19 protein-coding genes are annotated in these 26,564 nt (G+C 51.6%); 12 read left to right on the plus strand and 7 right to left on the minus strand.

All coding sequences use genetic code 11. From position 1 onward, the window contains the following. The first annotated feature begins 112 nt into the window (after window positions 1-112). The 4 genes from AB1483_13740 to acs all read left to right on the plus strand — a co-directional run bounded on the left by AB1483_13740 (window position 113) and on the right by acs (window position 10,762). The gene (locus AB1483_13740) at window positions 113-2,344 is read left to right on the plus strand and encodes a T9SS type A sorting domain-containing protein (GenBank protein MEW6413513.1); all 2,232 of its coding nucleotides are present in this window, start codon (window positions 113-115) and stop codon (window positions 2,342-2,344) included. Continuing rightward, entirely contained in the window at window positions 2,341-5,538 is a 3,198-nt protein-coding gene (locus AB1483_13745) for a FlgD immunoglobulin-like domain containing protein (GenBank protein ID MEW6413514.1), read from the plus strand. The genes AB1483_13740 and AB1483_13745 overlap by 4 nt, the downstream gene beginning before the upstream one ends. Then, window positions 5,535-8,708, plus strand: coding sequence for a FlgD immunoglobulin-like domain containing protein (locus AB1483_13750; GenBank protein ID MEW6413515.1), 3,174 nt, complete (start codon window positions 5,535-5,537; stop codon window positions 8,706-8,708). Before AB1483_13745 ends, AB1483_13750 begins: the two co-directional genes overlap by 4 nt. Before the next feature lie 83 nt (window positions 8,709-8,791). Next, entirely contained in the window at window positions 8,792-10,762 is a 1,971-nt protein-coding gene (gene acs / locus AB1483_13755) for an acetate--CoA ligase (GenBank protein MEW6413516.1), read from the plus strand. A 135-nt stretch (window positions 10,763-10,897) separates the two neighbouring features. Here the strand turns inward: acs and AB1483_13760 are convergent, their stop codons facing one another. The 4 genes from AB1483_13760 to uvrB form a co-directional block, all read right to left on the minus strand. Then, window positions 10,898-11,707, minus strand: a complete 810-nt coding sequence (locus AB1483_13760; protein ID MEW6413517.1) for a prohibitin family protein — start codon at window positions 11,705-11,707, stop codon at window positions 10,898-10,900. Window positions 11,708-11,840: 133 nt separating this feature from the next. Then, window positions 11,841-12,539: a pirin family protein gene (locus AB1483_13765; GenBank protein ID MEW6413518.1), complete on the minus strand. Its 699-nt coding sequence runs from the start codon at window positions 12,537-12,539 to the stop codon at window positions 11,841-11,843. An 86-nt stretch (window positions 12,540-12,625) separates the two neighbouring features. Beyond that, window positions 12,626-13,579, minus strand: a complete 954-nt coding sequence (locus AB1483_13770; protein ID MEW6413519.1) for a hypothetical protein — start codon at window positions 13,577-13,579, stop codon at window positions 12,626-12,628. Between the two features lie 37 nt (window positions 13,580-13,616). Next, window positions 13,617-15,665 carry an excinuclease ABC subunit UvrB gene (uvrB, locus tag AB1483_13775; GenBank protein ID MEW6413520.1) on the minus strand — a complete coding sequence of 683 codons (2,049 nt, stop codon included), beginning with the start codon at window positions 15,663-15,665 and terminating at the stop codon, window positions 13,617-13,619. A 244-nt stretch (window positions 15,666-15,909) separates the two neighbouring features. On the opposite strand from uvrB, the gene rplU reads away from it, so the two are divergent. The 4 genes from rplU to lpxD are packed head-to-tail and all read left to right on the plus strand — an operon-like array spanning window position 15,910 to window position 20,314. After that, entirely contained in the window at window positions 15,910-16,236 is a 327-nt protein-coding gene (gene rplU / locus AB1483_13780; protein MEW6413521.1) for a 50S ribosomal protein L21, read from the plus strand. A 5-nt stretch (window positions 16,237-16,241) separates the two neighbouring features. Then, the gene (bamA, locus tag AB1483_13785; GenBank protein ID MEW6413522.1) at window positions 16,242-18,737 is read left to right on the plus strand and encodes an outer membrane protein assembly factor BamA; all 2,496 of its coding nucleotides are present in this window, start codon (window positions 16,242-16,244) and stop codon (window positions 18,735-18,737) included. 22 nt (window positions 18,738-18,759) lie between these two features. After that, the gene (locus AB1483_13790) at window positions 18,760-19,299 is read left to right on the plus strand and encodes an OmpH family outer membrane protein (protein ID MEW6413523.1); all 540 of its coding nucleotides are present in this window, start codon (window positions 18,760-18,762) and stop codon (window positions 19,297-19,299) included. Then, window positions 19,280-20,314 carry a UDP-3-O-(3-hydroxymyristoyl)glucosamine N-acyltransferase gene (gene lpxD / locus AB1483_13795; protein MEW6413524.1) on the plus strand — a complete coding sequence of 345 codons (1,035 nt, stop codon included), beginning with the start codon at window positions 19,280-19,282 and terminating at the stop codon, window positions 20,312-20,314. The genes AB1483_13790 and lpxD overlap by 20 nt, the downstream gene beginning before the upstream one ends. Before the next feature lies 1 nt (window position 20,315). On the opposite strand, the gene AB1483_13800 is transcribed toward lpxD, so the two are convergent. Together AB1483_13800 and AB1483_13805 are read right to left on the minus strand one after the other, a co-directional pair. Further along, a complete protein-coding gene (locus AB1483_13800; GenBank protein MEW6413525.1) occupies window positions 20,316-20,897 on the minus strand; it encodes a hypothetical protein in 582 nt (193 codons plus the stop codon). A 197-nt stretch (window positions 20,898-21,094) separates the two neighbouring features. Beyond that, window positions 21,095-21,526, minus strand: a complete 432-nt coding sequence (locus tag AB1483_13805; GenBank protein ID MEW6413526.1) for a single-stranded DNA-binding protein — start codon at window positions 21,524-21,526, stop codon at window positions 21,095-21,097. 143 nt (window positions 21,527-21,669) lie between these two features. On the opposite strand from AB1483_13805, the gene AB1483_13810 reads away from it, so the two are divergent. From AB1483_13810 to lgt, 4 genes are read left to right on the plus strand one after another with little or no spacing between them, the layout of a single operon-like run. Next, window positions 21,670-22,479, plus strand: a complete 810-nt coding sequence (locus tag AB1483_13810; protein MEW6413527.1) for an NAD+ synthase — start codon at window positions 21,670-21,672, stop codon at window positions 22,477-22,479. A gap of 8 nt (window positions 22,480-22,487) precedes the next feature. Beyond that, complete coding sequence (rsmI, locus tag AB1483_13815; protein ID MEW6413528.1) at window positions 22,488-23,174, plus strand: 16S rRNA (cytidine(1402)-2'-O)-methyltransferase; 687 nt, start codon at window positions 22,488-22,490, stop codon at window positions 23,172-23,174. Continuing rightward, entirely contained in the window at window positions 23,171-24,106 is a 936-nt protein-coding gene (locus AB1483_13820) for a phosphatase PAP2 family protein (GenBank protein ID MEW6413529.1), read from the plus strand. The genes rsmI and AB1483_13820 overlap by 4 nt, the downstream gene beginning before the upstream one ends. Continuing rightward, window positions 24,096-24,899, plus strand: coding sequence for a prolipoprotein diacylglyceryl transferase (lgt, locus tag AB1483_13825; protein ID MEW6413530.1), 804 nt, complete (start codon window positions 24,096-24,098; stop codon window positions 24,897-24,899). The genes AB1483_13820 and lgt overlap by 11 nt, the downstream gene beginning before the upstream one ends. Window positions 24,900-24,969: 70 nt before the next feature. Here the strand turns inward: lgt and AB1483_13830 are convergent, their stop codons facing one another. After that, entirely contained in the window at window positions 24,970-26,457 is a 1,488-nt protein-coding gene (locus AB1483_13830; GenBank protein ID MEW6413531.1) for a YCF48-related protein, read from the minus strand. Between the last annotated feature and the right edge of the window lie 107 nt (window positions 26,458-26,564).

The following is a 26,564-nucleotide window of genomic DNA, read 5'->3' on the forward strand; positions in this document are numbered from 1 at the left end:
ATATGACAGCGGGGGATACAAGCAGCACCTCTGATTATCATGGAACCCCGTAATCCTCACCGATTAGTGGAACGTAGGCTGACAAAACAAAAATAACTGCAAGGGAGGGAACGTGAAGTTCCTGATAGGGTTAATCTCGGTCATTGCGGCACTCACGACCGTCACGGTCGCGCAAACCATTGGTGATGAAAGGTTGCCGGTCTACCTTGAGCAGGACAGCATTTATACCGAAGTCAAATTACCGTTCGTAACACAAAGCGCGGGGTTGTCGTTCGACGGTACGTTTCCGTCCTACGGCGCGATTCACCATACCTCCAAATTTGCGGCATCCGTCTCCAGCCAGGGAATTCTCGGCGCGCCGTTCATCGACCCGGCGACTGATGAACTGGCTTTGGGCTTCGAATTTCCTTACGGCTCGGGCATAGATTACATGTGCCGGGGAGGGCTCTGGATCGGAGGCCTCATTGGCAGCGATACACTAGTGTCCGTTGCCAATTGCACGGAGATCGAGATCGCCGACGGTGTTCCCAGTATCTACAACTTAAATGAGATGTTCCCCCCCACCGCGTATACATCCATGCAAGCCATTGACCCGTTTGGCTCTGATACCGGCAGCTGCTTCCGCGCACTATTCGTGGACACCTTCACTTACGGACTCCCCAATCTGAACCCCCCTGCATCCGATATACAGCATGTACCCATGAATCTCTCCATAGTGCAGAAGTCTTATTCCAGAAACGACTATCCTTACCGAAACATAATGCTTCTCGACTATATCATCACAAATATCGGGCAGTCTCAGATACGGGAGGTCTATATTGGCCTGTATGTTGATGGTGATGTATCTGACTCCGATGACGACCTCGCCGGGTCATTTCGTGATTTGAGCACCGCTTATATTTTTGACAGTGACGCCAATCTGGTCAATACGTCGTTCTCACCTACAAGCCCTACGGCGGCGATGGGCACACGGCCCGTCATGGTATATCCGCCAGTGACTGACACGAATTTCAACTGGTGGGGGAGCTATTTCCCTGTCGACTTCGGCCCGCGACAAGAGCCTACCGAACTGGAGCCATATCGAGATTTCGGGGATGGGTTGATTGGCACACCGACCGGAGACGGCAATAAATACTATATCATGAGTCATCCGGAGTGGGACTATGACCAGGTTATGACGGCCCTGGTTCCGTTTGGCGACGATGAGTGGGTGGATCCGGATATTTTTCAGGCCATGGATTATGCCAACGGCAAAGACGCGCGTTTTCTGCTATCGGTCGGACCGGTGGATATCATGCCCGACAGCGCCATTAGAGTAGTGTTCGGTCTGTTTGCCGGTGAGCTTGTCCATATCGATCCGAGCAATATCTATCGTCTTGCCGAGGGTGATTATGCCGGATATTACGATGGATTGTTCTTTGATGTTTTTCGCGCCAACGCCGAGCGTGCCTGGTGGTTCGCGCAGGAAGCGCTTGATCCTGCTTTGCCGCCTACCGGCTTGACGGCAACTATTTTGAGTAATGACGAATTCATGATAAGCTGGGACCGCTGGGTTCTACCCGACGTATCGGGGTATAACCTGACTCTAATTGACCCATCGAATTCGAGTAGTGTCCTATTTGTCCCGGCCGGTGAGAATTCCATAACAATTTCAGATGTCGAACCCGGAGCGACATATGTCGTCACGGTAAGCCACGTGGGTGATTTCGGCCAGGGGCAGACTAGTCCGCCAATCACCGTCCAGATGCCCGTTATAAGTGTCGTGCCTGCGCCGGTGACTTTCGAGACCGAGATCGTTACTTACTCGTTCGGAGCATCGGCGGTAGCGTTCTGCTGGATTGATTCCGGCAGTGATGATATCCACCATTACAATATCTATAAGTCGACAGCGACAGAAGGTGCTCCGGCGACACCGACATTGTACGCAAGCGTACTCTATCCATCCACCTGTTATGCTGACACGGTGCCTGTCGACGGCGCATTATACTATGTAACCGCTGTCACTCAAACCGGCGCGGAGTCGCCCTTCTCAGCGGCTTTGCAGGCAGCGGAAATACACACGAAGACGGCTGAGTTGAGGCAGAATTACCCCAACCCATTTAACGCCAGCACCAGCATTTACTACCAACTCGACAGTCCGGGCTCGGCAAGTTTGGAGGTGTTTAATATTCTCGGACAATCTGTGCGCAAGCTCGTGGACGGAGAAACACAACCAGCCGGGCTATACCATGTTGTCTGGGACGGGACCGACGAAAGCGGACAGATCGTATCGTCGGGGATGTACTTCTACCGCCTGGTCACCGACGGGCAGACAGTCTGCCGCAAGATGGTGCTGCTGAAATGAACGCCGGGCGTTACCGCATGATGGTGCTGGCCGCTGCCATCACCTGCCTTGCGGCCGTGGAGATTCAATCCAGAGGCAATCCGCTCATGGGAATTCGCGCCTACGACCTGTGGGAGCCATCAGCGACCGATACGAGCGAATGGGATACCATAGTTTTAGAAGACTACATCGATCTAACCACTGTGAATTGGCCGACCAATCACTTCGTTCTCCAAACTGGCACAATTAATACATCATTCAATTGTTATGGGACTTTTGGCGATCAAGAGTATGCTCGCCTTGAAGACTGGCCTGAGGTCGCATTTGAGTCCCCGCCAAATAGCGCTAATGAGTATATGTTCGTGGGAGCCATCTGGATCGGTGGGATTCTTGGGGAAGATACCGCCACTTCTGTTGGAGTTGATGGCTGGTCGGGCTGGGACCACGAATTTCACCCGCCTCATTACCCTGACAGTGGTTCCGTACGCCTTATTCAACACGCCGGAGACTGCGCGCTCAGAGCCGAGTTCTGCGATACAATTCTGGAGCCCCGCGCTCAAGAAGTTCACACACCTCTCGGCGTCCAATGTATACTTAGAAGCCACGTTTGGCGAACCCCGCCATACCAGGATATCGTGTTGTACGATTTGACGGTGACCAACATACAAAGCGACATCATCAATAAAGCATATGTCGGTCTCTTTTGTGATGGTGATGTCTCCGGTCCATTCAGCGGCGCGTACTCGTACGAAGACGATATGACCGGTAGCATTAGAGCAAAAGCGATCGCCTATGCCATCGATAACGACGGCGATCTTGATAGGGGCGGCGTCCGGAAGTGTTTTGCCGTTAGACTACTCGCCTCATCCTACCAGTTCCCTGACACCAATTTTAACTGGTGGGCGAGTGTCCGTTCAACCGTGCTAATCGATTTTGGCCCGAGAAAGCGAGGAACTGAGACTGACCCGTTCAGAGACTTTGGCGATGGTACGCTTGGCTACCCGAATGGAGACCGGAACAAGTACTATGTCTTAAGTCATGACGAGTGGGACTACGACCAGGTTCAAACCTACAGCATCCAACCGGATAATCCAATATGGTGTTATCCCCCGGAGGATCTGGCCGCTAATATTACCGACGGAATAGACTCAAGATTCTGCCTATCATTTGGACCAATAGATTTATGCCCCGACTCAAGCCTCAGGATAATATTCGCCATGTTCACCGCTGACTCAATCCACCTTATCGAGGACAATCTGAATTACCTTCCGGAAAATGTGCCCAAGTACCTTTGCAACCTGGATTTTCGAGACATGTTGGTAAATGCTGAGCTTGCATCCAACCTTGTCGACTCGGTTTTGAACCCCCTTCTTCCGGTTACAGGCCTGCAAATAACTCACGGTGATTGGGACTCGGTTGTGGTTAGATGGGATCCATGGTGTTTCGATCATGTGAAGGACTATGAGCTGTATCTCTCCGAGGTACCATCGGATTCGATATATTATCCCGGGCTGGTTCCTCCCTGGCTTCGCCCACTGACGTTTGATCACCTTCCCCCCAAGGGCAGAGGTCAAAGCCCCACCGCGACGTTTACCGATCTGGATCCGAATAAATTCTATTTTTTTAATGTCGCCAATCGCACCGGCCCAAGGGTCGGTGATCCGGGAGACCCCATATTCCTCAGTATGCGCCAGCGCTATTCCGCGCCGGTAACCGATGGCCCGTATGCTCTATATATCGCAGGTGGAACCGCTGAACTCGTCTGGGACAGGCCGGCGATTGCTGACCTCCATCGTTACGACATCTACATGTTTGAATCCGAAAAGGCTTATAACGCCAGATATCATCCCTTCTACAGCGAAAAACGCTTGGCCGATAAAGAAGAACCGGTAGACACTTTTTTCATTGGTGACTCGACGACTTACTTCTACTACGCCCTTGAGCCTTTTGTCAGCGTGGCGGCCAGCGACACCACCTTCACGATCACGTCGCCGGTCGAAGGCTACTGTTACGCGGTCACGGCGGTTGATAAGTACGGCTTCGAATCGGAGTTTTCGGAATCGGTTACACTCCTGGAGACAGTTCCTAGAACTCAGGACATAGTGGTGGTCACGTTGTCACGAATCAACAATCCCATCTTCACCACCCGCGAATGGATCAACTCGTTCTATCACGAAGTCCTCGACGGCTACGATTACGATATCTATTACTACGCCGATACTATGGCGGCGCTCGAAGATTGTTGGGACGACGATGCCGAGTGTTTCAAGTGGACCGATCTGGCTCGGTATAAATTAGCGATTCTCGATGAGGACTGGCGCGATGTCGCCCTGAACTCGGTCTACGAAGAGCGGGTCATGCCCCTGACCAAGTACCTCATGTCCGGCGGTAAACTGGCCTTTTTCGGCAATCTGGCGGGCCTCAACCCGTTTTTCTCCACTTTGAGCACATCAAAGTATTATGAACAAAACCACTGGTTTGTCGAAAGATTCTTTGGTATCGATTCGCTGTTTTTCTATCCCTACAACTATTATTCCACCCGCACTGCCAGGCCCTATATAGACACCTGTTTTGGTTTCATTGGGGCTGTATCGCAATCGGGAGAGTACCCCGACCTGGCCTTTGATACTCTGGGTAACCTGCTGAGTCCTTTCATACTCAACTACTGGCCGTCAAACACCGTGCCCTGTGTATCGACCTTCAGGCCCAATGACATGGGAGAAGTTACTCACCTGTATCGGGCCAGATATCCTGAGACCTCGTGGCTTGATGGTCATCCGGTGGGGATTCACACGGTCACGTCTGAGGCGGAGACATATCTTTTCGGGTTTCATTTGTGGAGCACCGAGCGCGCCCAGGCAAGACTTCTTATAGATCAGATGTTCGGCAGTTACCCTGCGACGGCAGTGAGCTCGCCGTCGGTGGAGTTGCCAAACGAGTTTAATCTTCGTCAGAACTATCCCAATCCATTCAATCCCTCGACGGTGATAGTTTTCGATCTTCCTCGCAGCAGTAGCGTTAGTTTGGAGATTCACAATGTTCTTGGCCAGAGGGTGCGGACTCTTGTGGCCGACAGGAACCTGCCTGCCGGTACCCATACTATTGAGTGGGACGGCAACGACGGAAATGGAGTCCGGGTTGCCTCGGGTGTATATTTCTACACCCTCACGGCGGGCGCAAACTCAGCACACAGAAAGATGCTATTGCTGAAATGAAGAAAAGAATCCCTTACCCACTGGCGGTGACAATAACAATCTTTTGTCTCGCCGCGTTGAGCATTGCAGGAGATAAATATCCCGAGAGGCCGGGACCGAATCCGGTCTGGGATCAGACCGAGACTGACAGCATCCTGCGGATCGATCAGACCGTATGGCCGGCACTCTACGCCGTTCAGAACACGGGAGCGGTGCGCGCTTCGTTCACCTGTTTCGGTACGATCGGGGAGTTGGTACCCGGCCGGATGACAGGCTGGCCCGGCGTCGCCTTTGAAAGCCCGGTGAACAGCAGGCATGAATATCTCTTCACGGCCGCCCTTTGGGTCGGAGGAATCATCGGTGACGACACTCTCGTATCGACCGGGATTGCCGGCTGGACGGAGGTGGGACACGAGTATTACCCGCCCCTTTACCCGGACACCGGTTCAATAGAAATCATACACAACGCCGGCGACCTGAGTATCCGCGCTGAATTCTATGACACCGTTGAACAACGGGTAAACTTTGAACAGCATATTCCTCTCGGGTTGAAGTGCAGCATGAAGAGTCATGCCTGGAACGCACCTGCCTATCGCGACATGATTCTTTACGACCTGGTCATAACCAATTTTGAGGGAAACGACATCAGAGAGGCTTATGTCGGCATCTACCTCGATGGCGACGTGTGGGTTTGGTGGGAAAGTCACGGTTACGGCGACGATCTGGCCGGAAGTATCAGAGACAGAGGCATCGGCTACATAATAGACAATGACGGCGATATGCGAGCCGATGATCCTGACCTGCGGAATTTGACGAAATGCGTGGCTCTCAAGTTGGTCGCCTCGTCACAGGAATTAGCGGATACCAATTTCAACTGGTGGGTCAATAGCGCTCTTCCTGAGAGGGATTTCGGACCCCGACGACTGGGAACAATCGACGACCCGTTTCGCGATTTCGGTACGGGGGGGGTCGGCACTCCTTCCAGGGACAAAAACAAATACTACACCCTGCGACACCCGGAATGGGACTACGATCAGGTCTACACCTTCACCGTCCAGCCCGATGACCCGGTATGGTCTCTTCCCCCCGCAGAGATGTCTCCGGGCACAAGTAAAGGGGCGGACACGAAGTTTCTGCTTTCGTATGGACCGGTTAATCTTGAACCGGACTCGAGCCTGAGGATGATTTTCGCCATGTTCACGGGCGACTCTGTCCATGTGGTCGCCGACAATATCGACAATCTTCCGTCAAATGTCACAAAGTACGTTTCGAATCTTAATTTTGGCGATGTTATTCTGAACAGCTATCGCGCCGATGAACTCGCTGACAGCATTCTCAATCCCATGTTGCCGGTGACCGGTCTACGGGTAACCTATCAGAGTTGGGATTCGCTGATGGTCGAGTGGGATCCCTGGGTTTTCGATGACGTTAGACACTATGAGTATTACCTGACGGAGGTTCCTTCGGATTCCATATACTACCCCGGAGTCGTTCCGCCGTGGCTTCGACCGGAGTCCTTTGACAGACTTTCGCCGCAAGGTAGATCGCCGCGGCCGAAGACTATTTTCACTGATCTCGATCCCGATAAGTTCTACTTTTTCAATGTCGCTCATCGTAGCGGTTCTGATGTCGGAGATCCGGGAGAAACCATCTTTCTTAACATGAGAGAACGTCACCGCGCACCGGTGGTAGATCGCTTATATGCTCCCTACTTCCCGGGACAAGTTGCTCAATTCTACTGGAGAAAACCGAACATCTCCGAACTCGACCATTTCAACATTTACCGATTCGAAAGTGAGGACGATCTCGAAGACCGTCATCTACCCTTCTACGACAGGGGGCAGATGCTCGGACAATTACAGCCCAAGGACAGCTTCTTCATAAACGATACCCTTCGTTATTACTACTATGCCAAAAAACCCTTCGCCGTAGTCGGACCCGATGATACAACATTCACCGTTACGTCACCGGTTGACGGACACGCCTACGCGATCACGGCTGTCGATAAACACGGATTCGAATCCGATTTCTCCAATGCTGTCTTGCTTCTTGAGGCTATTCCCAGAACACAGGACATCCTGGTGGTAACGGCATCCAGAGTTATAGATCCCCTGTTCACGACTCGCGACCGGATCAATTCGTTTTATCAGGAGGTTCTTAATGGCTACGACTACGACATATACTACTACGCCGATACGATGGCCGCTCTTTATGATTGCTGGGACCCCCAGGCAGAGTGCTTCCGATGGACCGATCTTGCTCGTTATCGTATGGTGATCCTTGATGAGGACTGGCGAGATGTAGCGTTAAATACCGACTACGAAGACAGGGTGCAGCCGTTCACCAAATACCTTTGCTCGGGCGGCAGACTTGCATTCTTCGGAAACCTGTTTGGCCTCAATCGCTTCTTTTCGACTCAGAGCCAGCCGGAATACTATCAGCAGGACCATTGGTTTATCCAGCGGTTTTTCGGAATCGACTCTCTGTTTTTCTATCCTTACAACTACTATTCCACCCGCACATCGCAACCATACGTGGACACCTGTTTCGGTTTTATCGAGGCCGTATCGCCCGATGGTACTCTGCCGAATCTGGCTTTTGACACCGCCGGGGCCCCTCTCAGCGCTTTTATTCTAAAGTACTGGCCGTCCAATACCATGCCCTGCGTCTCAACTTTCATCCCCGGTGAGGCGGGCCAGGTGACCCACCTGTATAAATCGAGATACCCAGAGACATCGTGGCTCGACGGTCATCCGGTCGGCGTGAGGACTATTACGGATGAGGCTGAGACCTATCTTTTTGGTTTTCACCTCTGGTCGATCGAGCGCGAGCAGGCCCGGCAGTTGATAGACCGTATATTTGACAATTCGCCTACCGCTACTTCAACGTCATCCCTGACAGAATTGCCGGATAAATTCAATTTGCGGCAGAATTATCCCAATCCCTTCAACCCGGCAACGACCATTGTCTTCGAGCTTCCTCACGGATGCGAGGTTTCGCTGGAAATTCACAATATCCTGGGTCAGAAAGTCAGAACACTCTTGTCGCGGACACGACTCGCGGCCGGTTCGCATTCGATGGAATGGGATGGAACAGACGGCGCAGGCCAGGAGGTAGCGTCGGGAATTTACTTTTACACCCTGAAAACCGAGGAAAACACGGCCCACCGCAAGATGCTGCTGGTTCGGTAAAAATGCTCAAACAATCTTAATAAAAAAGACCTGCTATACGTATATTTGGCAGTCAACCCATCAAGCTGCAAGGAGCTTTAAAGATGGCAAAAACTGCCGCGGGCAAGCAGAAAACCAAAGAGTCATCACGAATCGGCAAGCTGCTGGTTGAAAAACGCAAGTTCAAGCCTTCCATTGTCTTTGTCAAGAAGGCTCACGCCAACAAGAAAGATATTTACTCTGCCGCCAACTCCAACCCGGCTGAATTCTGGGAGAAAATGGCTTCGGAGCTAGTTTGGAAGAAAAAATGGACCAAAGGGCTTCAGTGGAATCCCCCCGATGCCAAATGGTTCGTCGGCGGAAAACTCAACGTAACCGAGTCCATTCTCGATCGTCACATCACCGGCTGCACTCGCAATAAAGCCGCCATAATGTGGGAGGGCGAACCCGGAGATAAACGCACCATCACCTACTACGAGCTCTATCGTCAGGTCAACAAGTTCGCCAACGTCCTCAAGCATTTTGGTATCAAGAAAGGTGACCGCGTTGCTATATATCTGCCGATGATACCTGAACTTGTCGTGGCTATGCTCGGCTGCGCCCGGATTGGCGCGATACACTCAATCGTGTTCGGCGGTTTCTCCCCCGAATCACTCCGTGATAGAATTAATGACGCTCAGGCCAAGATGCTAATCACGGCTGACGGTTCGTTTCGACGCGGACAAATTTTACCGTTGAAACACGACGCCGACATCGCCATCGCCGACTGCCCTTCAATTGAAAACGTCATCATAGTCAAGCGAGGCGACTTTCTTCTCAGGGTCAAAGAGGGCCGCGACCACTGGTATCATCGCCATATGCAGGATGCCGATAACTACTGCCCTCCCGTCTACATGGACAGTGAGGATCCGCTCTTCATACTCTACACCTCGGGCACAACCGGCAAACCCAAGGGTATCGTGCACACGTGCGGCGGATATATGACCGGCGTTCATGCGACAACGAAATACGTTTTCGATATCAAGGAGGATGATGTTTACTGGTGTACGGCGGACATCGGTTGGATCACGGGACACTCTTATATCACCTATGGACCGCTCTCAAACGGCGCGACACAGGTAATGTACGAAGGGGCTCCGGACTGGCCGGATCAGGATCGGTTCTGGCAAATTGTCGAAGACTACGGGGTCTCCATATTCTACACCGCGCCAACCGCCATCAGATCATTCATGAAATGGGGCCGTGAGTGGCCGGACAAACACGATTTGAGTTCACTTCGGCTGCTTGGAACGGTAGGTGAACCGATCAATCCGGAAGCTTGGATGTGGTATCACGAGGTCATTGGCCGCAAGGAGTGCCCGATTGTCGATACCTGGTGGCAGACCGAAACCGGCCACATCATGATTACACCGCTTCCGGGTCTGACTGCCACAAAACCGGGTTCCGCCACCCGCCCTTTTCCGGGCATTGAAGCCGCGATACTTGACGAAAACGGTAAGCCGACCAACAACGGCGGTGGGTACCTTGCCGTAACGAAACCATGGCCCGGTATGTTGCGGGGAATCTGGGGTGACAGGCAGCGCTATATAGATACCTACTGGTCAAAGTGGCCGGGTGTCTATTTCCCCGGTGACGGCGCGAAGGTCGATGAAGACAGGTACTTCTGGATTCTCGGTCGTGTCGACGATGAAATAAACATCTCCGGGCATCGCATCTCTACCATGGAGGTGGAATCAACTCTTGTCGCCCACCCCAGTGTTGCGGAAGCCGCGGTGGTGGGAATTCCCCATGATTTGAAGGGTGAGTGTCTTGCGGCTTTCGTTACCCTTGGCAACGGCGTTGAGATCAACGACAGACTGGTAGGTAATCTAAAAGATTTCGTCACGCGAAAAATCGGCGCGATTGCCAGGCCGGAGAAGATTATCTTCACGCCGGACCTGCCCAAAACGCGCTCCGGTAAAATCATGCGACGGCTCCTGCGCGACATAGCTGCGGGAAAAATCATGGGCGACACCACCACTTTGGCCGATCCGGACGTATTAAATAGGATCAAAAAACGTTACGAAGACGATTAGCAGGGTATGAGGGCTAGAGCAGGGCGAGGGTTGTGTGGCCCGGAGCGTTACATAAAGACTAAACGCTCACTGTGGGAAACAGGGGTTCGAGATACCGAACCCCTGTCCTTTTACATTGTTTTCCTGAGACTGAGATTACTGCCCACCGAGAATGATCGGCAGGCTGCCGGCGTCGTTGCCGACTATAACCACCTTGGTATTGGGTGACTCGGCGATTTTGAGGGTAGCCTCAATACCTTTCCATTTCAACAGCGATGGCGTTATGCCGGCCGAGACAATTTGCTGAAAATCGGCGATACCCTGTGCCTCAATTCGTTTTCGCTCTGCCTCGAGCTTTTCTTTCTCGATCGTGAATTGCATCTTCTGCGCTTCCTGATCCGCCGTTAGCTTGAAATTGATAGCCTCGGATATTTTGGCGGGTATCACTACATCTCGAACAAGCACCTTCTCGACAATAATGTACTTCTCTGCCATAGCATCTCTGAGCTGGGTCAGAATTTCATCATTCAGTTGCTCGCGTTTAGTCGAATAGATTTCTTCCGGTTTGAATCGACCGGCCACAGCCCTGGCAATCCCCCTGATATTCGGAGCAACGGCGACCTCATAGTATCGCGGACCGATTTCAATCTGCAGCGAATCGAGCTTGTCAATTTCCGGGCGGTACAGAATAGACACTTCCATGTTGATCGTCGCGCCATCGGACGATAGTACCGTCAGATCCTCCCTCTGCTCCATCACTCTCGTCGGATACACGAACATGGTGTTCCATGGCAGATGCCACGCGAAACCTTCGGGGTAAATCTTCCCCATCTCGGTACCATCACCGAACTTATAGTAAAACACGCCCCGGTGGCCCGATGGAACCTGGGTACCGCAGCCGACCAGCGTGGCCGACAGTATCAGAATTATCAGCAGCGGCAGATGTTGAAATTTCTTTCCCGACATAAAACCTCCTTAATGGATAATAACGATTTGCTGATTAACTGTCATATATTACCGGTCTGGCGAACACATATTCAACAAAAAAACCATCTCAGTCGGCAATCGATAGCTGAGCCAAACCGACCGTGCTTGTGGTTCAGGCCAGATCAAACAGCAGCAACTCCATCGACGAATATGCCGCAAGTTTTATTTGTGATTCGCGGCTGACAGCGACACCATCACCGGCCCCAACTCGCACGCCACCAACGGAACCATCACCACGCACAATCTGAATCCATAGATGTCGTTCGGGCCCGATGTCATACACCAATTCCCGCCCGGGATCCAGCACGGAGCCATAAAGCTGAACATCCTGATTAACGTGTATCACTTCGTCCGCGAAACGATTCGAAGCCAATAGGTACAGATCGTTGCGCAAACCCTCCTCCTCAAAGCTTATTTGCTGATAAGATGGCTTGAGGTTCTTCTCTTCCGGAAAGATCCATATCTGAAGAAAATGAACCGGTTCGGTCTTCGAGTGATTGAACTCGCTATGGGTCAGGCCGCTTCCGGCCGTCATGCGCTGAAGGCTGCCGGGACGGATGACCGATCCCGTTCCGAGACTGTCTCGGTGCTCGAGGGCGCCTTCGATGACATAGGTCAGAATTTCCATGTCACGATGCGGATGTTGCCCGAAGCCGCCGCCGGGCGCGACACGGTCTTCGTTAATCACACGTAGTTTCCGGAAGTGAGTGTGCTCCGGATCGTGGTATTGGTTGAAGGAAAACGTATGGTAACTATCCAGCCAGTCAACAACTGTTCGCCCACGTTCGTGGGCCGCACGCAGTTTTATCAATATTAAGCCCCTTTTTCAATGTCTTAATTAAATATCCTGTCAGATGAATAAAACAGCCGAAGACGGCCATTTGTTCACGCGGGGAATCAGTCGCTCACGCGATAGGGGATACACCACATCTTATTGGTGAGGTTGTGGTGCTGGAAAATCAGTATATTCAGGGGATTTTGATTGTTGTCCACGGTGTTGATGGTTACACGCAGTATGGAGTCATCACCGGGTACAAAGGCATATTTGTGAAATCCGTTGTCGGTCTCTCCGGCAACAGTATAATGAGGCGGCACGACAGGAGTCGTTACCGAAAACTCCAACGCCTCACCATCGGAAATCACTGCAATCCCATCCTCGCCGGTGATGTCGAGATATACATGGTCAGTGTAATATGTAGTCGGCAAGGTATCCGGCCCCAGTGTATCCCACGGAACTCGGGAAACGTCAATCAACAGGTAGTCGTTGCGCTTTTGCAGAACACTATCCGCCCAAAACGTAGTAGCGTCTTCGCGTTCAGCTAGCACTCGCGTCTCAGATGCCGTCCCGCCACCTCCAAAGCCCATGAGCTTCCATCCGACAAAAGCCTTACTGTCATCACCTATCTTTATGAAATAGCCATAGCGAGTCAGTGTGTAGCGAGATGATGTTTCGCTCGAGTCAGTCCCCTCAATCCTGTGCTTCGTGACATAGAAATTGTCGACAACGGTTGCCTCGGCATCTCTGGATACCGATATCGGCGGACCAAAGTCCTGCACATAGGATGCTCCGTTTTGCGACATCTGCTCGGTGATTATGTCGACGCTGATCTCGCGTTTGACGGAGTCATCGACATCAAAATAGATCACCCCCGGTTCATCGGCGAAAGTGTACTGATCTTCCGGGATAATATTGGTATTGCGAAATAGGGCTATGGCGTCATCGGATTCGGATATATACCGGATGATTTCTTCCGAATCGACTATCACCGGTATATCAATTTCGTCACACGCCGACATAATAAGTGAGCCGGCGACGAGCAGTGTGAAAGTGCTAACCCTGTTTAATCTCATAAGTGTCAAATCTCGGTGTTAAGACAGTGACGCTTAGCTACCGAGTTTTGTTTTTTCCTTTTTTCAGATCGGCTTTCAGGTCTTTAATTTCATCGCGGATCAGCATGGCTGTCTCGAAATCAAGATTGTCGGCGGCCTGCTTCATCGCCTTCATCATAAACGCCACCTGATCCTCTTTCCGCATGGTATCAAAATAATCCGGTTTTTCAAACCCTTTTTCTTCTACCGTCTTGGCATCGGCAAACTGCGTCGCCCTGAGTATCTCTTCCCGCGTTTTGAAAATGGTCTCCGGATTGATATTGTGCTCTTCATTGTAAGCTATCTGTTTGGCCCGACGGCGGTCGGTTTCTTCGATCGCTTTTCGCATCGAATCGGTAATTTTATCCGCGTAGAGTATAACTTCGCCATCCTTGTTTCGAGCGGCCCGGCCGACTGTCTGAATCAGCGAACGTTCGGAACGCAAAAAGCCTTCTTTGTCGGCATCCAGAATGGCCACCAGAGAGACCTCCGGAAGATCCAATCCTTCCCTGAGAAGGTTAACCCCAACGAGGACATCGAATTCCGCCAACCGCAGATCGCGAATAATCTCGGTTCTGTCGATAGCGTCAATTTCGCTGTGAAGGTACCGCACTCGAATACCGGCCTTTTTCATATAGTCCGTAAGGTCTTCGGCCATCCTCTTGGTCAGGGTGGTAACCAGCACGCGCTCAGCTTTGGCCTGCCGGATTCTTACCTGTTCGAGAAGATCATCTACCTGGGTGCCGAGGGGCTTGACCGTTATTTTGGGATCGAGAAGGCCGGTAGGTCGAATAACCTGATCCACAACCACACCTTCGCATTTCTGCAGCTCATATTCGGCCGGTGTGGCAGAGACGAAAATGGTCTGTTGCGTCACAGATTCGAACTCCTCGAAAAACAGCGGTCGGTTGTCCAGCGCCGATGGCAGGCGAAATCCGTGCGCGACCAGCGTTTCCTTGCGGCTGCGATCACCGGAATACATCGCCCTCACCTGCGGAATTGTCTGGTGCGACTCGTCTATTATCGTGAGAAAATTCTCCGGGAAGAAATCTATCAGGGTGAAAGGCCTCTCCCCTTTGCGTCGTCCGGTAAGATGGCGGGAGTAGTTCTCGATTCCCGAGCAGTAGCCGACTTCTTTGAGCATTTCAAGGTCGTACTTAGTCCGCATTTCTATACGCTGGGCTTCCAGCAGTTTGTTCTCCGTCACGAATTGCTCAGTTGTCTCTTTGAGTTCAGCTTTGATATCGGCAATAGCCTTCTCAAGCTGCTGCTTGGAGGTAATGAAGTGTTTGGCCGGATAGACCGCTATTTTATCGCGCTGCTTGATAACCTCGCCGGTCAGCGGGTTGACCTCGGTTATTCGGTCAACAGTGTCGCCGAAGAATTCAATCCTGAAGGCGTTTTCGTGATAAGCGGGAATCAGTTCAACCGTATCCCCGCGAACCCGAAAATTGCCTCTGGCGAAGGCTATATCATTGCGATTGTAATGGATCGCGATCAGCTTGTGGATGATCTCATCGCGGTCAACCTCCATACCCTTTTGGATAAACACAAACTGCCGCTTGTACTCCTCCGGCGAGCCGAGGCCGTAGATGCAGGAAACCGATGCTACTATTATGACATCGTCGCGCTCCAGAAGTGACGCGGTGGCCCTGAGGCGCAGGCGATCGATATCATCGTTGATTGACGTGTCTTTCTCGATATAGGTATCAGTGGTCGGCAGGTACGCTTCCGGCTGGTAGTAATCATAATAGCTGATAAAGAACTCGACCGCGTTGTTGGGGAAAAACGCTTTCAATTCACCGTACAACTGGGCCGCCAGAGTCTTGTTGTGAGAGATAACCAGGGTAGGCCGGGATGTCTGGGCGATCACGTTGGCCACCGTGAAAGTCTTGCCCGAACCGGTCACGCCCAGCAGAGTCTGGTACTTCTGCCCGGAATTTACTCCTTCGACCAGTTCCCGGATGGCGTTAGGCTGGTCCCCTTTGGGGGTAAATTTGGACTGTAGTTCAAATACACCCCTTGGCGATTTCCTGTCTGTATTCGTCCCTTGCGGCATCTTTGGCATCTAACCCTTTTAATGTCCGAACTCTCAATATAGTTGGGCCTTGCCCCGGCGGCAATCACAATTCGCGGTTACAAAATGCCCTAAATTAAACTGGAACCATGTTTTATCCGGGTAGTTTAAAGGCTGAGACAAAACCGGCCAAGCCGGCAAGAAGGAAAATTTGCCTTGACTTGATGGGTGTTTTTATTACCTTTTGCAGCTTAACTTTAAGCCTGAAAATAATTTCGAAATTTCGGAGGATAGAATGTACGCTGTTTTCAAACTCGCTGGAGTACAGTTTTCCGCACAGGAAGGTGAAGTAATAAAAGTACCCCTGCAGAAGGCCGAGCCCGGCGCAAAGATTGACATCACCGATGTCATGCTGGTAAAGAACAACGACAATATGCTGGTCGGTACACCGTATCTGAGCGACACGAAGATAGAAGCTGAGCTTCTCGGTAACGGCAAGGACGACAAGGTTGAGATTTACAAATACAAACGCCGGACAAAATACCGTCGCAGACAGGGGCATCGCCAGGATTATAGCGAGATCAGGATCGACAAAATCATTGCTCCGGCCGCCCAAAATTAGGTAAAATGATGCGAGAAAGCGGAGCACGGATAGCTCTAACGATAATTCTGACCCTGCTGCTGACTGCTATCGTAGCGCAGTCCCAGCAGGTATATAATGTTGTAGATATCGAAGTAGTAGGCAACCGGGTTGCCTCCAAGTCACTGATACTCGGAGTCTCTTCGCTTCATCTCGGCTCTCCCCTGACTCCCGTCAACACCGCGGAAACCATACGCCGTCTATACGGCCTGGGTATTTTCTCGAATGTCAAACTCGAGGCCGAGGAGGTCTCAGGCGGACTCAAAGTCTATGTCATAGTCGAAGAACTTCCCAAGCTGGCGGGCCTTGAATTCGTCGGAAACGATAAGGTTGACGATAAGGATTTCAAGGAGAAGCTTAATCTTGGCGTGGGCGGCTATGTTTCCCCATATCTGGTTGAAAAGAAAAGAAACGAAATCAAAAACATATACGCCGAGAAGGGGTATTTCCAGGCGACCGTTACGCCATCGCTGGAATATAATTTCGATTCTACTGAAGCCATCCTCACTTACAAGATAGACGAAAAATCGAAGGTTAAGGTCCAGCAGGTCATCATGACCGGCAACGATCGTGTGCTGGCCGATGACGTAATCGGCGTCATGCGTAACCGCAAGAGAGGTTTCCTGCGGAGTTCCGACTTTGCGCAGGATAAGTACGAAGAGGACCTGGAGAAGGTCATCACCGAGTTCCACAAGCGCGGTTTTATCGATGCCTACCTTATGTCGGATTCGACTTCCATAGACACAACCATCAACCGCATGACGATCTATATCGATGTTTACGAGGGGCCCAAATATTACTTCGGTAACGCCGAATTTGTCGGCAACGAAGAGTTGCCGTCGGAGCTTCTTCAGAAGCTGCTCAAATATGACGAGGGTGACGATTTTAACGCCGAAAAATATGACGAATCCATTCAGGAGATATACTCGGCCTATTACGACATAGGTCATCTCAATATGCGCATGCTCGACGACCGCGCCACGAAAAACGATTCTATAATCGACATAACTTATACCATCTCCGAGGGGCTGCCCTCGCATGTCAATCTGGTCAAGATCGTGGGCAACACCAGGACCAAGGATAAGGTTATTCGTCGCGAAATATCGACCCTTCCCGGCCAGAAATTCAGCCGGGCGCTTTTGATTCGTTCCATTCGTGACGTGATGGCGCTTAACTACTTTGCCAATGTCGAGCCGACACCGATAGGGCTTCCCAGCGGTGATGTCGATGTCGAGTTTAAAGTTGAAGAGAAGCAGACCGGGCAGGTATCCGCCGGAGCCGGCTACAATAGCGAAGACAAAGTCGTTGGCAATCTCGGATTGGGCATCCCCAATTTCCGCGGTATGGGACAGAGTGTTTCGTTTAATACGACTTTCGGCAGCAGGCGCAATTCGCTATCGATTTCGTTCACTGAGCCGTGGATGTTCGGCCGGCCGACATCGATGGGCGTTGACCTGTACACCACTAACCGCAACTGGTACGGGGATTATCTTGAGGGCCGGCAGGGTGCTTCCCTGCGTTTGGGACGAAGACTTCGCTGGCCCGACAACTACTTCAGGGTGTACACATCCTATCGCCTGGAACGGGCAAGATATTATGATTTCGATGATGCTTTCGTCGAAAGCAATTCATATAAAGGCTACTATCATTGGGCGCGTGAAGAATTTGACTCCGACGCCGATAGCTTCGTCGTAAAAGACACTGTCCTGCTTACCGAAGTTAACGGCCCCTATCCCGGTTCGTTGCTGCAGTACAATGAAGAGTACAATTCAGCGTCCAAGCTTTCATTTACAATTGTCAGGGATTCGCGCAATCTACCGGAATTCGCCACCTCGGGATCGAAAATCGTATACACCTTTGAGAACACCGGCGGACCGCTGGGCGGATACTGGAAGTATCAGAAGCACTCGATATCGATAGCCAAATTCATTCCACTATTCTGGAAATTTTCTCTGGCCGCCAAAGTCGAGTACGGTGTCATTGTGTCACCGGGGGTGAGCGATGACCGGATACTTGTATCGGATCGCTTCACGCCTGGTGGAACGGCTTACGACGGGATCGTAAGAGGCTACTCAGACGGGAGCCTCACACCGGATTCCACGGTAACTCAGTCAGACACGTTATATTACTACAGTGATTCTTCCGCGATATTCAGCCCTGACCGCCCCGCGCCCGACAGTATCAAGACAGCAGGCTCCTATCCGGTCAGGGTGCGCGGCAAATACATGCTCGTAACAAATGTCGAAATCCAGTTCCCGATTGTCGAGCAGCAGATATACGGACTGCTGTTCTTCGACGCCGGCAATTCGTGGCTGCGTAAAAGAGATATCAGACCGTTCGCGGATTTGTATAAAGGAGCCGGACTCGGTTTCAGAATTGCCGTACCGGGAATAGGTACGCTCGGGTTCGACTTCGGGTACGCTTTTGATGGAGATGATCAGGGGTGGAAACCGCACTTCCAGATAGGAACTACGTTCAGGTAACAATAATCTTAAGGGGATACATATGTTGAGTATCAAAAGGACAATTCTGTTGGCTCTCTTTGCGTTCTTCGCGCTTTCGGTGGTCGGGAGTGTGGTCAACGCACAGGGGCTGAAAATCGGATTCGTTAGAGACGATCTCATCCAGACCCGCTACACCGCCTGGCAACGCGCTCAGGAACAGTGGGATCTCGAGCAGAAAGCTTGGGATGACGAGGCTATGGCCAAGAAGCAGGAGATTGACGATCTGATTGTCGAGTATGACAAGCAGAAACTGATTCTCTCCGAGGACAAGAAAAAGGAGAAGGAAGCGGCTATCAGGGCCAAGCAGGAGGCGCTCGACGCCTACACTCGCCAGGTATACGGCCCGGGTGGAACTGCCGAGACAAAAAATAAGACCCTCCTTGAACCTCTTTTGGAAAATGTGAACCGGGCTATCGAAGCGGTGGCCCTCGAGGGTGATTACGACGTTATCTTCACCATGCAAAGCGGACTGGGGTATATCAAGGAAGGTTACGACGTAACTGAAAAAGTCCTGGAATACCTTGAAAAGCAAGAGGAATAGCGCGGCGCTGACTCTCAAAGAGTTGGCCCGTCAAACGGATTCGATTCTGGAAGGTGACGGCGGCATCGAGATCACCGGTGCCGCCCCTATCCACACCGCGATCGCGGGCGAAATCACTTTTGTCGCCAACACCAAGTACCTCAAATTCCTCGATAGCACAAAAGCCTCCGCGGTCGTTCTCGATAAAGATACGCCCTGTTCTCAGGTCGCCGTAATCAGAAACCCAAACCCCTATCTCACTTTCGCGAAGGTTCTGGATATACTTTATCCGGAGAGTGTTGATGTAGCTGTTGGAGTCGACAAATCATCGGTAGTAGCCCCCGACGCCCAAATATCCCCCGAAGCTTCAATCGGCCCCCTCTGTCACATAAAAGACGGGGTTGTGGTGGGCGAGGGCAGTAAACTCGTCTCGGGCGTGTTCCTCGGCAAAAACGTCAGCGTCGGCAAAAACTGCATCCTCTACCCCGGTGTGTGTATTATGGATGATTGCTGTATCGGCGACAATGTCATAATCCACTCCTCGACTGTAATAGGCTCCGATGGTTTCGGGTTTGCGGAATCCGAGAACGGCCTTAAGAAAATAAAGCAGGTCGGCTGGGTAGAGATTGGAGACGATGTAGAGATTGGTTCGAACTGCTCTGTCGATCGAGGCGCGCTCGGGCCGACCGTGATCGGCAAAGGGACCAAAATTGATAATCTGGTGCAGATCGGGCACAATGTGGAGGTGGGCCGTCACTGTATCATAGTCTCTCAGGTGGGAATATCCGGCTCGACCAAACTCGGCAACGGAGTGATTCTGGCCGGGCAGGTGGGGATCGTGGGACACATCGAAATTGGAGACGGAGTAAAAATAGGGGCGCAGTCAGGAGTATCCCATTCGATCCCACCCGGCAAGAGTTATTTCGGCTACCCGGCCCGCGAAATCGGGCAGACGGCGCGCATTGAAGCCGCGCTCGTCCATCTGCCGGAATTGCTCAAGCGCGTCAGAAAAATCGAGAAGAAACTACCGGATTAGTTCAGGTCCGAAACTTTTCTTCAATCTCGGCAATCATCGCCCAGTTATCTTCCATCTTTTCCACCAGCTTCTTCAGGGCGGGATTGTGAGCATCGAATGATTCGCGGCGTATACTTTCGAGCAAATCCCACTGCTGGCGGTTAATGATCTTCCACTGGGCTATCGAGCTGCTGAGCATACCGATAGTATAATTGAGTTCGCTGGCGACCTGACCCAGATAGGGGTGTCCGCAATCAAGTCGTGATTGTGTCGTCAGGTCTCCATCGGACATGCGCGCCAGCCGGGCGTGAATCTTGCCCGCCATCTGCTTGCTCCGAATCATCGGCAGCATGGTCATTACGGCCATCGTAGTCAGTGTCGCGACCACGGCTGATATCATGTAGGGCATGAAAGTGATACCGGCTATTTCAATGGAAGTGTAAACGGAAGCTATCTGTTCGTAGTAGAGCTTGTAGTTATAATAGATAATTGTCGCGGCCGAAAGCAATATAGCCGACGCCACCATCAGTCCCATGCGTTTATAGTCGCTACGGACGTCATCTTCGAAGACATTCTCATATGGCAGTGAAATCTCTTTAGACATCGTCTTTCCTCCTATGCGAAGAATCTGTTGCCCGCTTTGGTTTCCCCTTTTTTTATGCTTAGCGTATCTTGGTTCGGCAGAAGAAGGTGCGGAATTTAGTATTTCTTGAATACAACCTGATGGTGGTTTTTGAACAAGATAAATGCCCCGCAAACATGAGCTTACGGGGCAGCAAATTAATTGAGCGCAAATTCTGATCAGAACGGCAGGTCGTCGTCCCCTTCGGAAGCCTCAGCCGGTGGTGGCGCCGAGGTGTCCGGCGGAGCCTGTGAATAGTCACGCTCATCAGAACCGGCCGAGCCGCGGCTGCCGATGAACTGAAAGTTCTGCACCACTACCTCGGAAATATACCGCTTGTTGCCATCCTTATCATCGTAGCTTCGGTTGACAATGCGTCCTTCGATATAAACTGATTTACCTTTGGCGAGGTATTCTTTCATGACCTCGGCCTGTCTTCCCCAGGCTACGATATTGTGCCACGTTGTCGACTCATTCTTCTGGCCATCCTGGCCGGTCCAGCGCTCGGTGGTCGCCAGTGAAAATGTGGCTACCGCCTTGCCGCTGGGAGTGTACTTCAATTCCGGATCTTTTCCCAGGTTACCGATTAAAATCGCTTTGTTGACTGACATGCTTCCCCTAACGCTTTTAAGTAATTGACTGTTCGTGCAATATACGCAACACCGGCGGGCTATGTCAAGCGAGCCGATATTTTGCTTGATGGCTTGGCGCTAATGGCTTATCGTTGTCATAATTCCATGAAAGGTAGCTCTATATGACCTATACATTTGACGCTGATAAAGCCCTGACGACTATGAAGCGGTTCCTGGTGGGCAAACTCAACCAGTCCGGCATGGATGGCTACGTGGTGGGACTTTCCGGCGGCATTGACTCCGCTCTCTCGGCCACCCTTGCGGTTGAGGCTGTGGGGGCCGACAGGGTTTTTGCCGTTTTCATGCCCTATAAGACTTCTTCGGAAAATTCCGTCACCGATGCCCTCGCCCTGGTCAGCCAGCTCGGCGTACAGTATCGGCAGATCGATATATCCCCGATGGTTGACGCCTACTTCACCCATGTCGACAAGCCCGGAGCCGTTCGCCTCGGCAACAAAATGGCCCGCGAGAGGATGTCTATCCTTTTCGATATCGCCCAGGAGAAGAGCCGGCTCGTTTTAGGAACAGGTAATCGCACCGAAATCGCGCTCGGCTATACCACTTGGTACGGGGATTCCGCCTGCTCGTTGAACCCTATCGGCGAGCTTTATAAGACGGAGGTGAGGCTGCTGGCGAAAAAACTGGGCATCCCTCAGTCGATTATTGACAAACCGCCGACCGCGGACCTCTGGGTCGGGCAGACCGACGAAGGCGAGATAGGTGTGACTTACGAAACTATCGACAAACTGCTGAGGCGATTGGTCGACGATGGTGAGACATCGATTTCCGCGCTCGAACGGGAAGGTTTCGACACCGCTGATGTCAGCCGGGTTGTCTCACTTTTGACGCGGTATTCTTTCAAGCGCCATACTCCGGATATAGCCCCGCTTGGCCGAGTGAACATTCCCGACAGCATCGAGCTTGAGGAGTAGATTCATCCGTGACGTCCTCAAAGGGGAAAATTTACCTCGTACCCACGCCGATTGGCAACATGGGCGATATCACGCGGCGCGCGGTGGAGACGCTGGAGTCGGTCGACCTGATTGCCTGCGAAGATACCCGCCACAGCGGACGATTCCTAAAACAACTCGGCATATCGAAAAAGCTGATAAGTTATCACGATTTCAACGAGGCAGCCCGGGCCCGCCAGCTGGTTGAGAGAATAAGTGAAGGCCAATCGGTCGCGGTTATCACCGATGGAGGCTCTCCTGGAATCTCCGACCCGGCCTACAGAATTGTCCGCGCCGCGATTGAAAATGGTATCGACATAGTGCCGCTGCCGGGAGCAAGCGCTCTGGTGCCCGCCCTCACCGCTTCGGGATTGCCGACCGACAGGTTCTTCTTCGAAGGCTTCCTCCCTCCGAAATCATCGGCCAGAAAGACGAGGTTGGCCAAATTAAAGCAGCTTAAACACACTCTTGTATTCTATGAGTCTCCGCACCGGATCGGTAAAACGCTGGACGATATTTGTGAGGTTCTCGGCGTGCGCCAGATGTGTCTGGCCAGAGAGATAAGCAAAAAATTCGAAGAGTTCCTGCGCGGAAGCACCGTCGAAATCAGAGACCGGATATCGGGCAGATCGATAAAGGGAGAAATCGTGATTATCGTGGCCGGAGATATCGAATGAACCAAATCGATCCGAAGACAATATCGCGCATTCGCGTCTACCTTTTCGACCGGCTGATTATCGGCTACTGTTTGCTTATGGCCGTGCTGGTGGCGGCAGTGGGCCGCCCCGTTGAATTCTACTATGATGAAATCATATTTTACTGCGCTATGGCGGGTATCGCCGCCCTGATTGTCCGCTATGTTGATGAAGAAAAAAGCCGTCTTCACAAACTCGTCCGACTCTTATATCCGGGGACGATGTTCACCTTCTTCTATCGGAAGACCGAGGGAACGATCTTTCTGCTGTTCGATCGCTTTCTGGACCCCGGGTTGACGAATTTCGAAAGAGCGATCTTTGGAGTCAATCCCACAATCTTCATCGATCAGCATCTGCTCAATGTATGGCTCAACGAGATATTCTCCTTTTGCTACTTCGCCTACTATTTCATGATTATCGTGTTCCTGCTGATACTCTTTTACAGGAAGAACTATGACGTGATCAAAAGTTCACTGGGGGCGATGTGTCTGACTTTCTTTTCGTCTTATCTCCTGTTCTTTCTCTATCCAATTGAGGGGCCTCGCTGGCACTTCGGGAACGCTTATGTTAACCAGATAGAGGGCCCCGTTTTTCGCCGGCTCGTCGAATTCGTTATCGCCAAGGGGGCTGTGCATGGCGGGTGTATGCCATCGTCGCATTTCGGCATCGCTCTGGTTATTCTTATGTACACCTATCGGTATTATCGCCGGGCAGCATGGGTTTTAGCCCCTCTGGTCGCTGGACTGGCGGTAGGGACTGTCTGGGGACGCTTTCATTATGTATCCGATGTAGTAGTCGGTGGACTGATTGGTCTGATTTCCGTATTTTTTGTGTGGAAATACTGCACCATTTCACCCGATAGTGGTTATAATGCTTCTAAGTCAAAGGAGATGAAAACAGAAAATGTATCCTGAAGTTTTCCATATTGGTCCGCTGCCTATAAGAAGTTACGGTTTGATGCTGGCGGTCTCGTTCTTTCTGGGTGTCTTATACATCGCCCACACAGCCAAGAAATACAATCGACCGTTCGAACCGCTGTTGACCATAGCCTATATCATGATCGGCGGGGGAGTGATAGGGGCACGGCTCTTCTACGTCGCCACACACCTGAGTGACTTTTCCGACAACTGGCTGAGCAGTTTCAATCCGTTTTCGCAGGGCCAGTTCGGCATCGCCGGCTTGAATCTGTACGGCGGAGTTATCGCGGCCGTTTTGGGAACAGTTATCTATTGCCGAATAAAAAAAATGTCGGTGCTCGATGTTTTCGACTTCTTCTCCCCCACGCTCGGTCTGGGCCTGGCTTTTACACGTATCGGGTGTTTTCTTAATGGATGCTGTTTCGGCACTCCGACGGATCTCCCATGGGGAGTGTCTTTCCCGGTTGGATCAATCCCATACTACATTTTCGGAGATACTCACCTACACCCTTCGCAACTGTACAGTTCATTATACGGGTTATTTCTGTTCATCCTGCTTCACATCATGATGAAGCACCGAAAATTCGTGGGTCAACTGGTCGCGGTGATGTTTATGGTGGAAGCAGTGTTCCGGTACGCGATTGAATACGTACGCTACTACGAGTCAGAAATGCATGTTTCATTCTTGGGCATGAATCCGACTTACAATCACCTGGTATCTATCGGGCTTTTCCTGCTCGGTGCGGGTATTTATATCGTCCAGAGCAAACGAACTCGGGCCGGCTCCTGAGATTTGAAACCGGCCCGGCCATTCATTCGGTTATATCAGCATTCAGATTGAGGCATAGTCGCAGTTGGCGCTAATTTCCCCCTGAAGTTGTAAAACGTATTGTTCCCAAATCTCCCACCGCCCATCCGAGTCTGTCATTAAGGAAGTAAACGCCATAGAGCCAGTCCTCGGTGCCGGAGTTTTGCTCGGTCCATGTCTGACCGGCGTCTTCGGTGTACAACACTTTCCCCGACTGACCGACGATCCATCCAGTTAACTCGTCGACAAACTGAATCGCCTGCAAATATGTATTGGGCAACCCGATATCTTTCGTCGACCAGGTGAGGCCGCCATCGGTAGTGAACGAGATGGAACCAAGATTGCTCGTCTTCCCTACAATCCAGCCGTTGTTGACGTCTGTGAACCAAATATCTCTGCTGTCGTAGAAAGGACAAGCGTGTACGGACCAGGTATCGCCGCCATCCGAAGTGCGGATCACGCGTTTGAACCCACTCACGGCCCAGCCGTTAGCGGCGTCGATAAAGTGGACACCATACAATTCCTCTGTAATTCCACTGGTCTTCTGAACCCAGGTTTGCCCGCCATCGGTCGTTTTAAGCACCACGCCGTACTCACCGACAATCCATCCTACATCAGGAGAAACGAAGCAGATATCATTGAACGTCACCACGGTATCTTCCAAACCGGACGGTATATTTTGCCAGGAATCTCCATAGTCCGAACTTCGGTAAATAATTCCACTTTCGCCCACCGCAAAGAGCTCTTCACCTGCCAAATCAATCGCCGCAAAACCAAGCCCCTGTCCGGGGCCGGCCGGCAGAATAAGCCTCACGTCCCAGTTGTCGCCACCGTCGACCGTACCATAAATGTACCCCTCCCTGTAATCGGCGTTGGCAATAAACCCAACCGCCCAGGCCATATTACCATCAAGAGAAACCACATCGTGAATATTCTGTTCGAAGGGCGCCTCCTGTGTCAACCACGGCGGGACCGTCAAACGGCAGACGACAGTCTGTGGAGAACCGCTCATATCATCCGAAGTCACTGTCAAATTCGCTACCTGAGTACCGGTACCCACGATGCCGGGATGCGCTGTAACCAGAATGTTATCCGGCGTAACACCATCGTAACCTGAAATAGTCACCCACGATGGAGGATCGGACAAAGAATATGTCAGCGCGGAGCCATCGGCACAAGATATCGCAAGGTTTAAAGGAGCAACCTCTTCGTCCAGATTGTCAGCTTCAAAATCGAGAATCTGCGGGCTAACAACGAGATCCGGTGGAATGGGCGCCACCTCAACCGATACCACCACATACTGGGGTGAGTTGTGGGCTCCCGACGATGTCACCACCACAGAATCTATGTAGGTACCGACCGGCAGAGAACTGACATTAAGGACCACCGCGAAGCTGTCCTTGGTAGAACCGAAGTTCGTCCCCTCCAGATTGGCAAGAGTGATCCATGAAGCATCGCAGGCAAAGCCGAACCCGATAACTGCATGCGGAATACAGTCCACCTTGACCATATTGCCTTCTATGGTACAAACCCAGAACATAGGTTACAGTTTAGACTCATGACATAGGTAACACTTATAATACGGTACAAATCAAGGAGGATTGGTTGTGCCGTGGAAAGAGAGCTGTGTCATGAACGAACGGATGA

The sequence above is a fragment of the Candidatus Zixiibacteriota bacterium genome (assembly GCA_040756055.1).
Taxonomy (GTDB): Bacteria; Zixibacteria; MSB-5A5; order GN15; family FEB-12.

Bases quoted from the DNA above. Each gene is read 5' to 3' on its own strand.
- AB1483_13745 (MEW6413514.1), top strand. From the start codon at position 2,341: ATGAACGCCGGGCGTTACCGCATGATGGTGCTGGCCGCTGCCATCACC.
- AB1483_13750 (MEW6413515.1), top strand. From the start codon at position 5,535: ATGAAGAAAAGAATCCCTTACCCACTGGCGGTGACAATAACAATCTTT.
- acs (MEW6413516.1), top strand. From the start codon at position 8,792: ATGGCAAAAACTGCCGCGGGCAAGCAGAAAACCAAAGAGTCATCACGA.
- AB1483_13760 (MEW6413517.1), bottom strand. From the start codon at position 11,707: ATGTCGGGAAAGAAATTTCAACATCTGCCGCTGCTGATAATTCTGATA.
- AB1483_13770 (MEW6413519.1), bottom strand. From the start codon at position 13,579: ATGAGATTAAACAGGGTTAGCACTTTCACACTGCTCGTCGCCGGCTCA.
- uvrB (MEW6413520.1), bottom strand. From the start codon at position 15,665: ATGCCAAAGATGCCGCAAGGGACGAATACAGACAGGAAATCGCCAAGG.
- rplU (MEW6413521.1), top strand. From the start codon at position 15,910: ATGTACGCTGTTTTCAAACTCGCTGGAGTACAGTTTTCCGCACAGGAA.
- bamA (MEW6413522.1), top strand. From the start codon at position 16,242: ATGATGCGAGAAAGCGGAGCACGGATAGCTCTAACGATAATTCTGACC.
- AB1483_13790 (MEW6413523.1), top strand. From the start codon at position 18,760: ATGTTGAGTATCAAAAGGACAATTCTGTTGGCTCTCTTTGCGTTCTTC.
- AB1483_13800 (MEW6413525.1), bottom strand. From the start codon at position 20,897: ATGTCTAAAGAGATTTCACTGCCATATGAGAATGTCTTCGAAGATGAC.
- AB1483_13805 (MEW6413526.1), bottom strand. From the start codon at position 21,526: ATGTCAGTCAACAAAGCGATTTTAATCGGTAACCTGGGAAAAGATCCG.
- AB1483_13810 (MEW6413527.1), top strand. From the start codon at position 21,670: ATGACCTATACATTTGACGCTGATAAAGCCCTGACGACTATGAAGCGG.
- AB1483_13820 (MEW6413529.1), top strand. From the start codon at position 23,171: ATGAACCAAATCGATCCGAAGACAATATCGCGCATTCGCGTCTACCTT.
- lgt (MEW6413530.1), top strand. From the start codon at position 24,096: ATGTATCCTGAAGTTTTCCATATTGGTCCGCTGCCTATAAGAAGTTAC.
- AB1483_13830 (MEW6413531.1), bottom strand. From the start codon at position 26,457: ATGTTCTGGGTTTGTACCATAGAAGGCAATATGGTCAAGGTGGACTGT.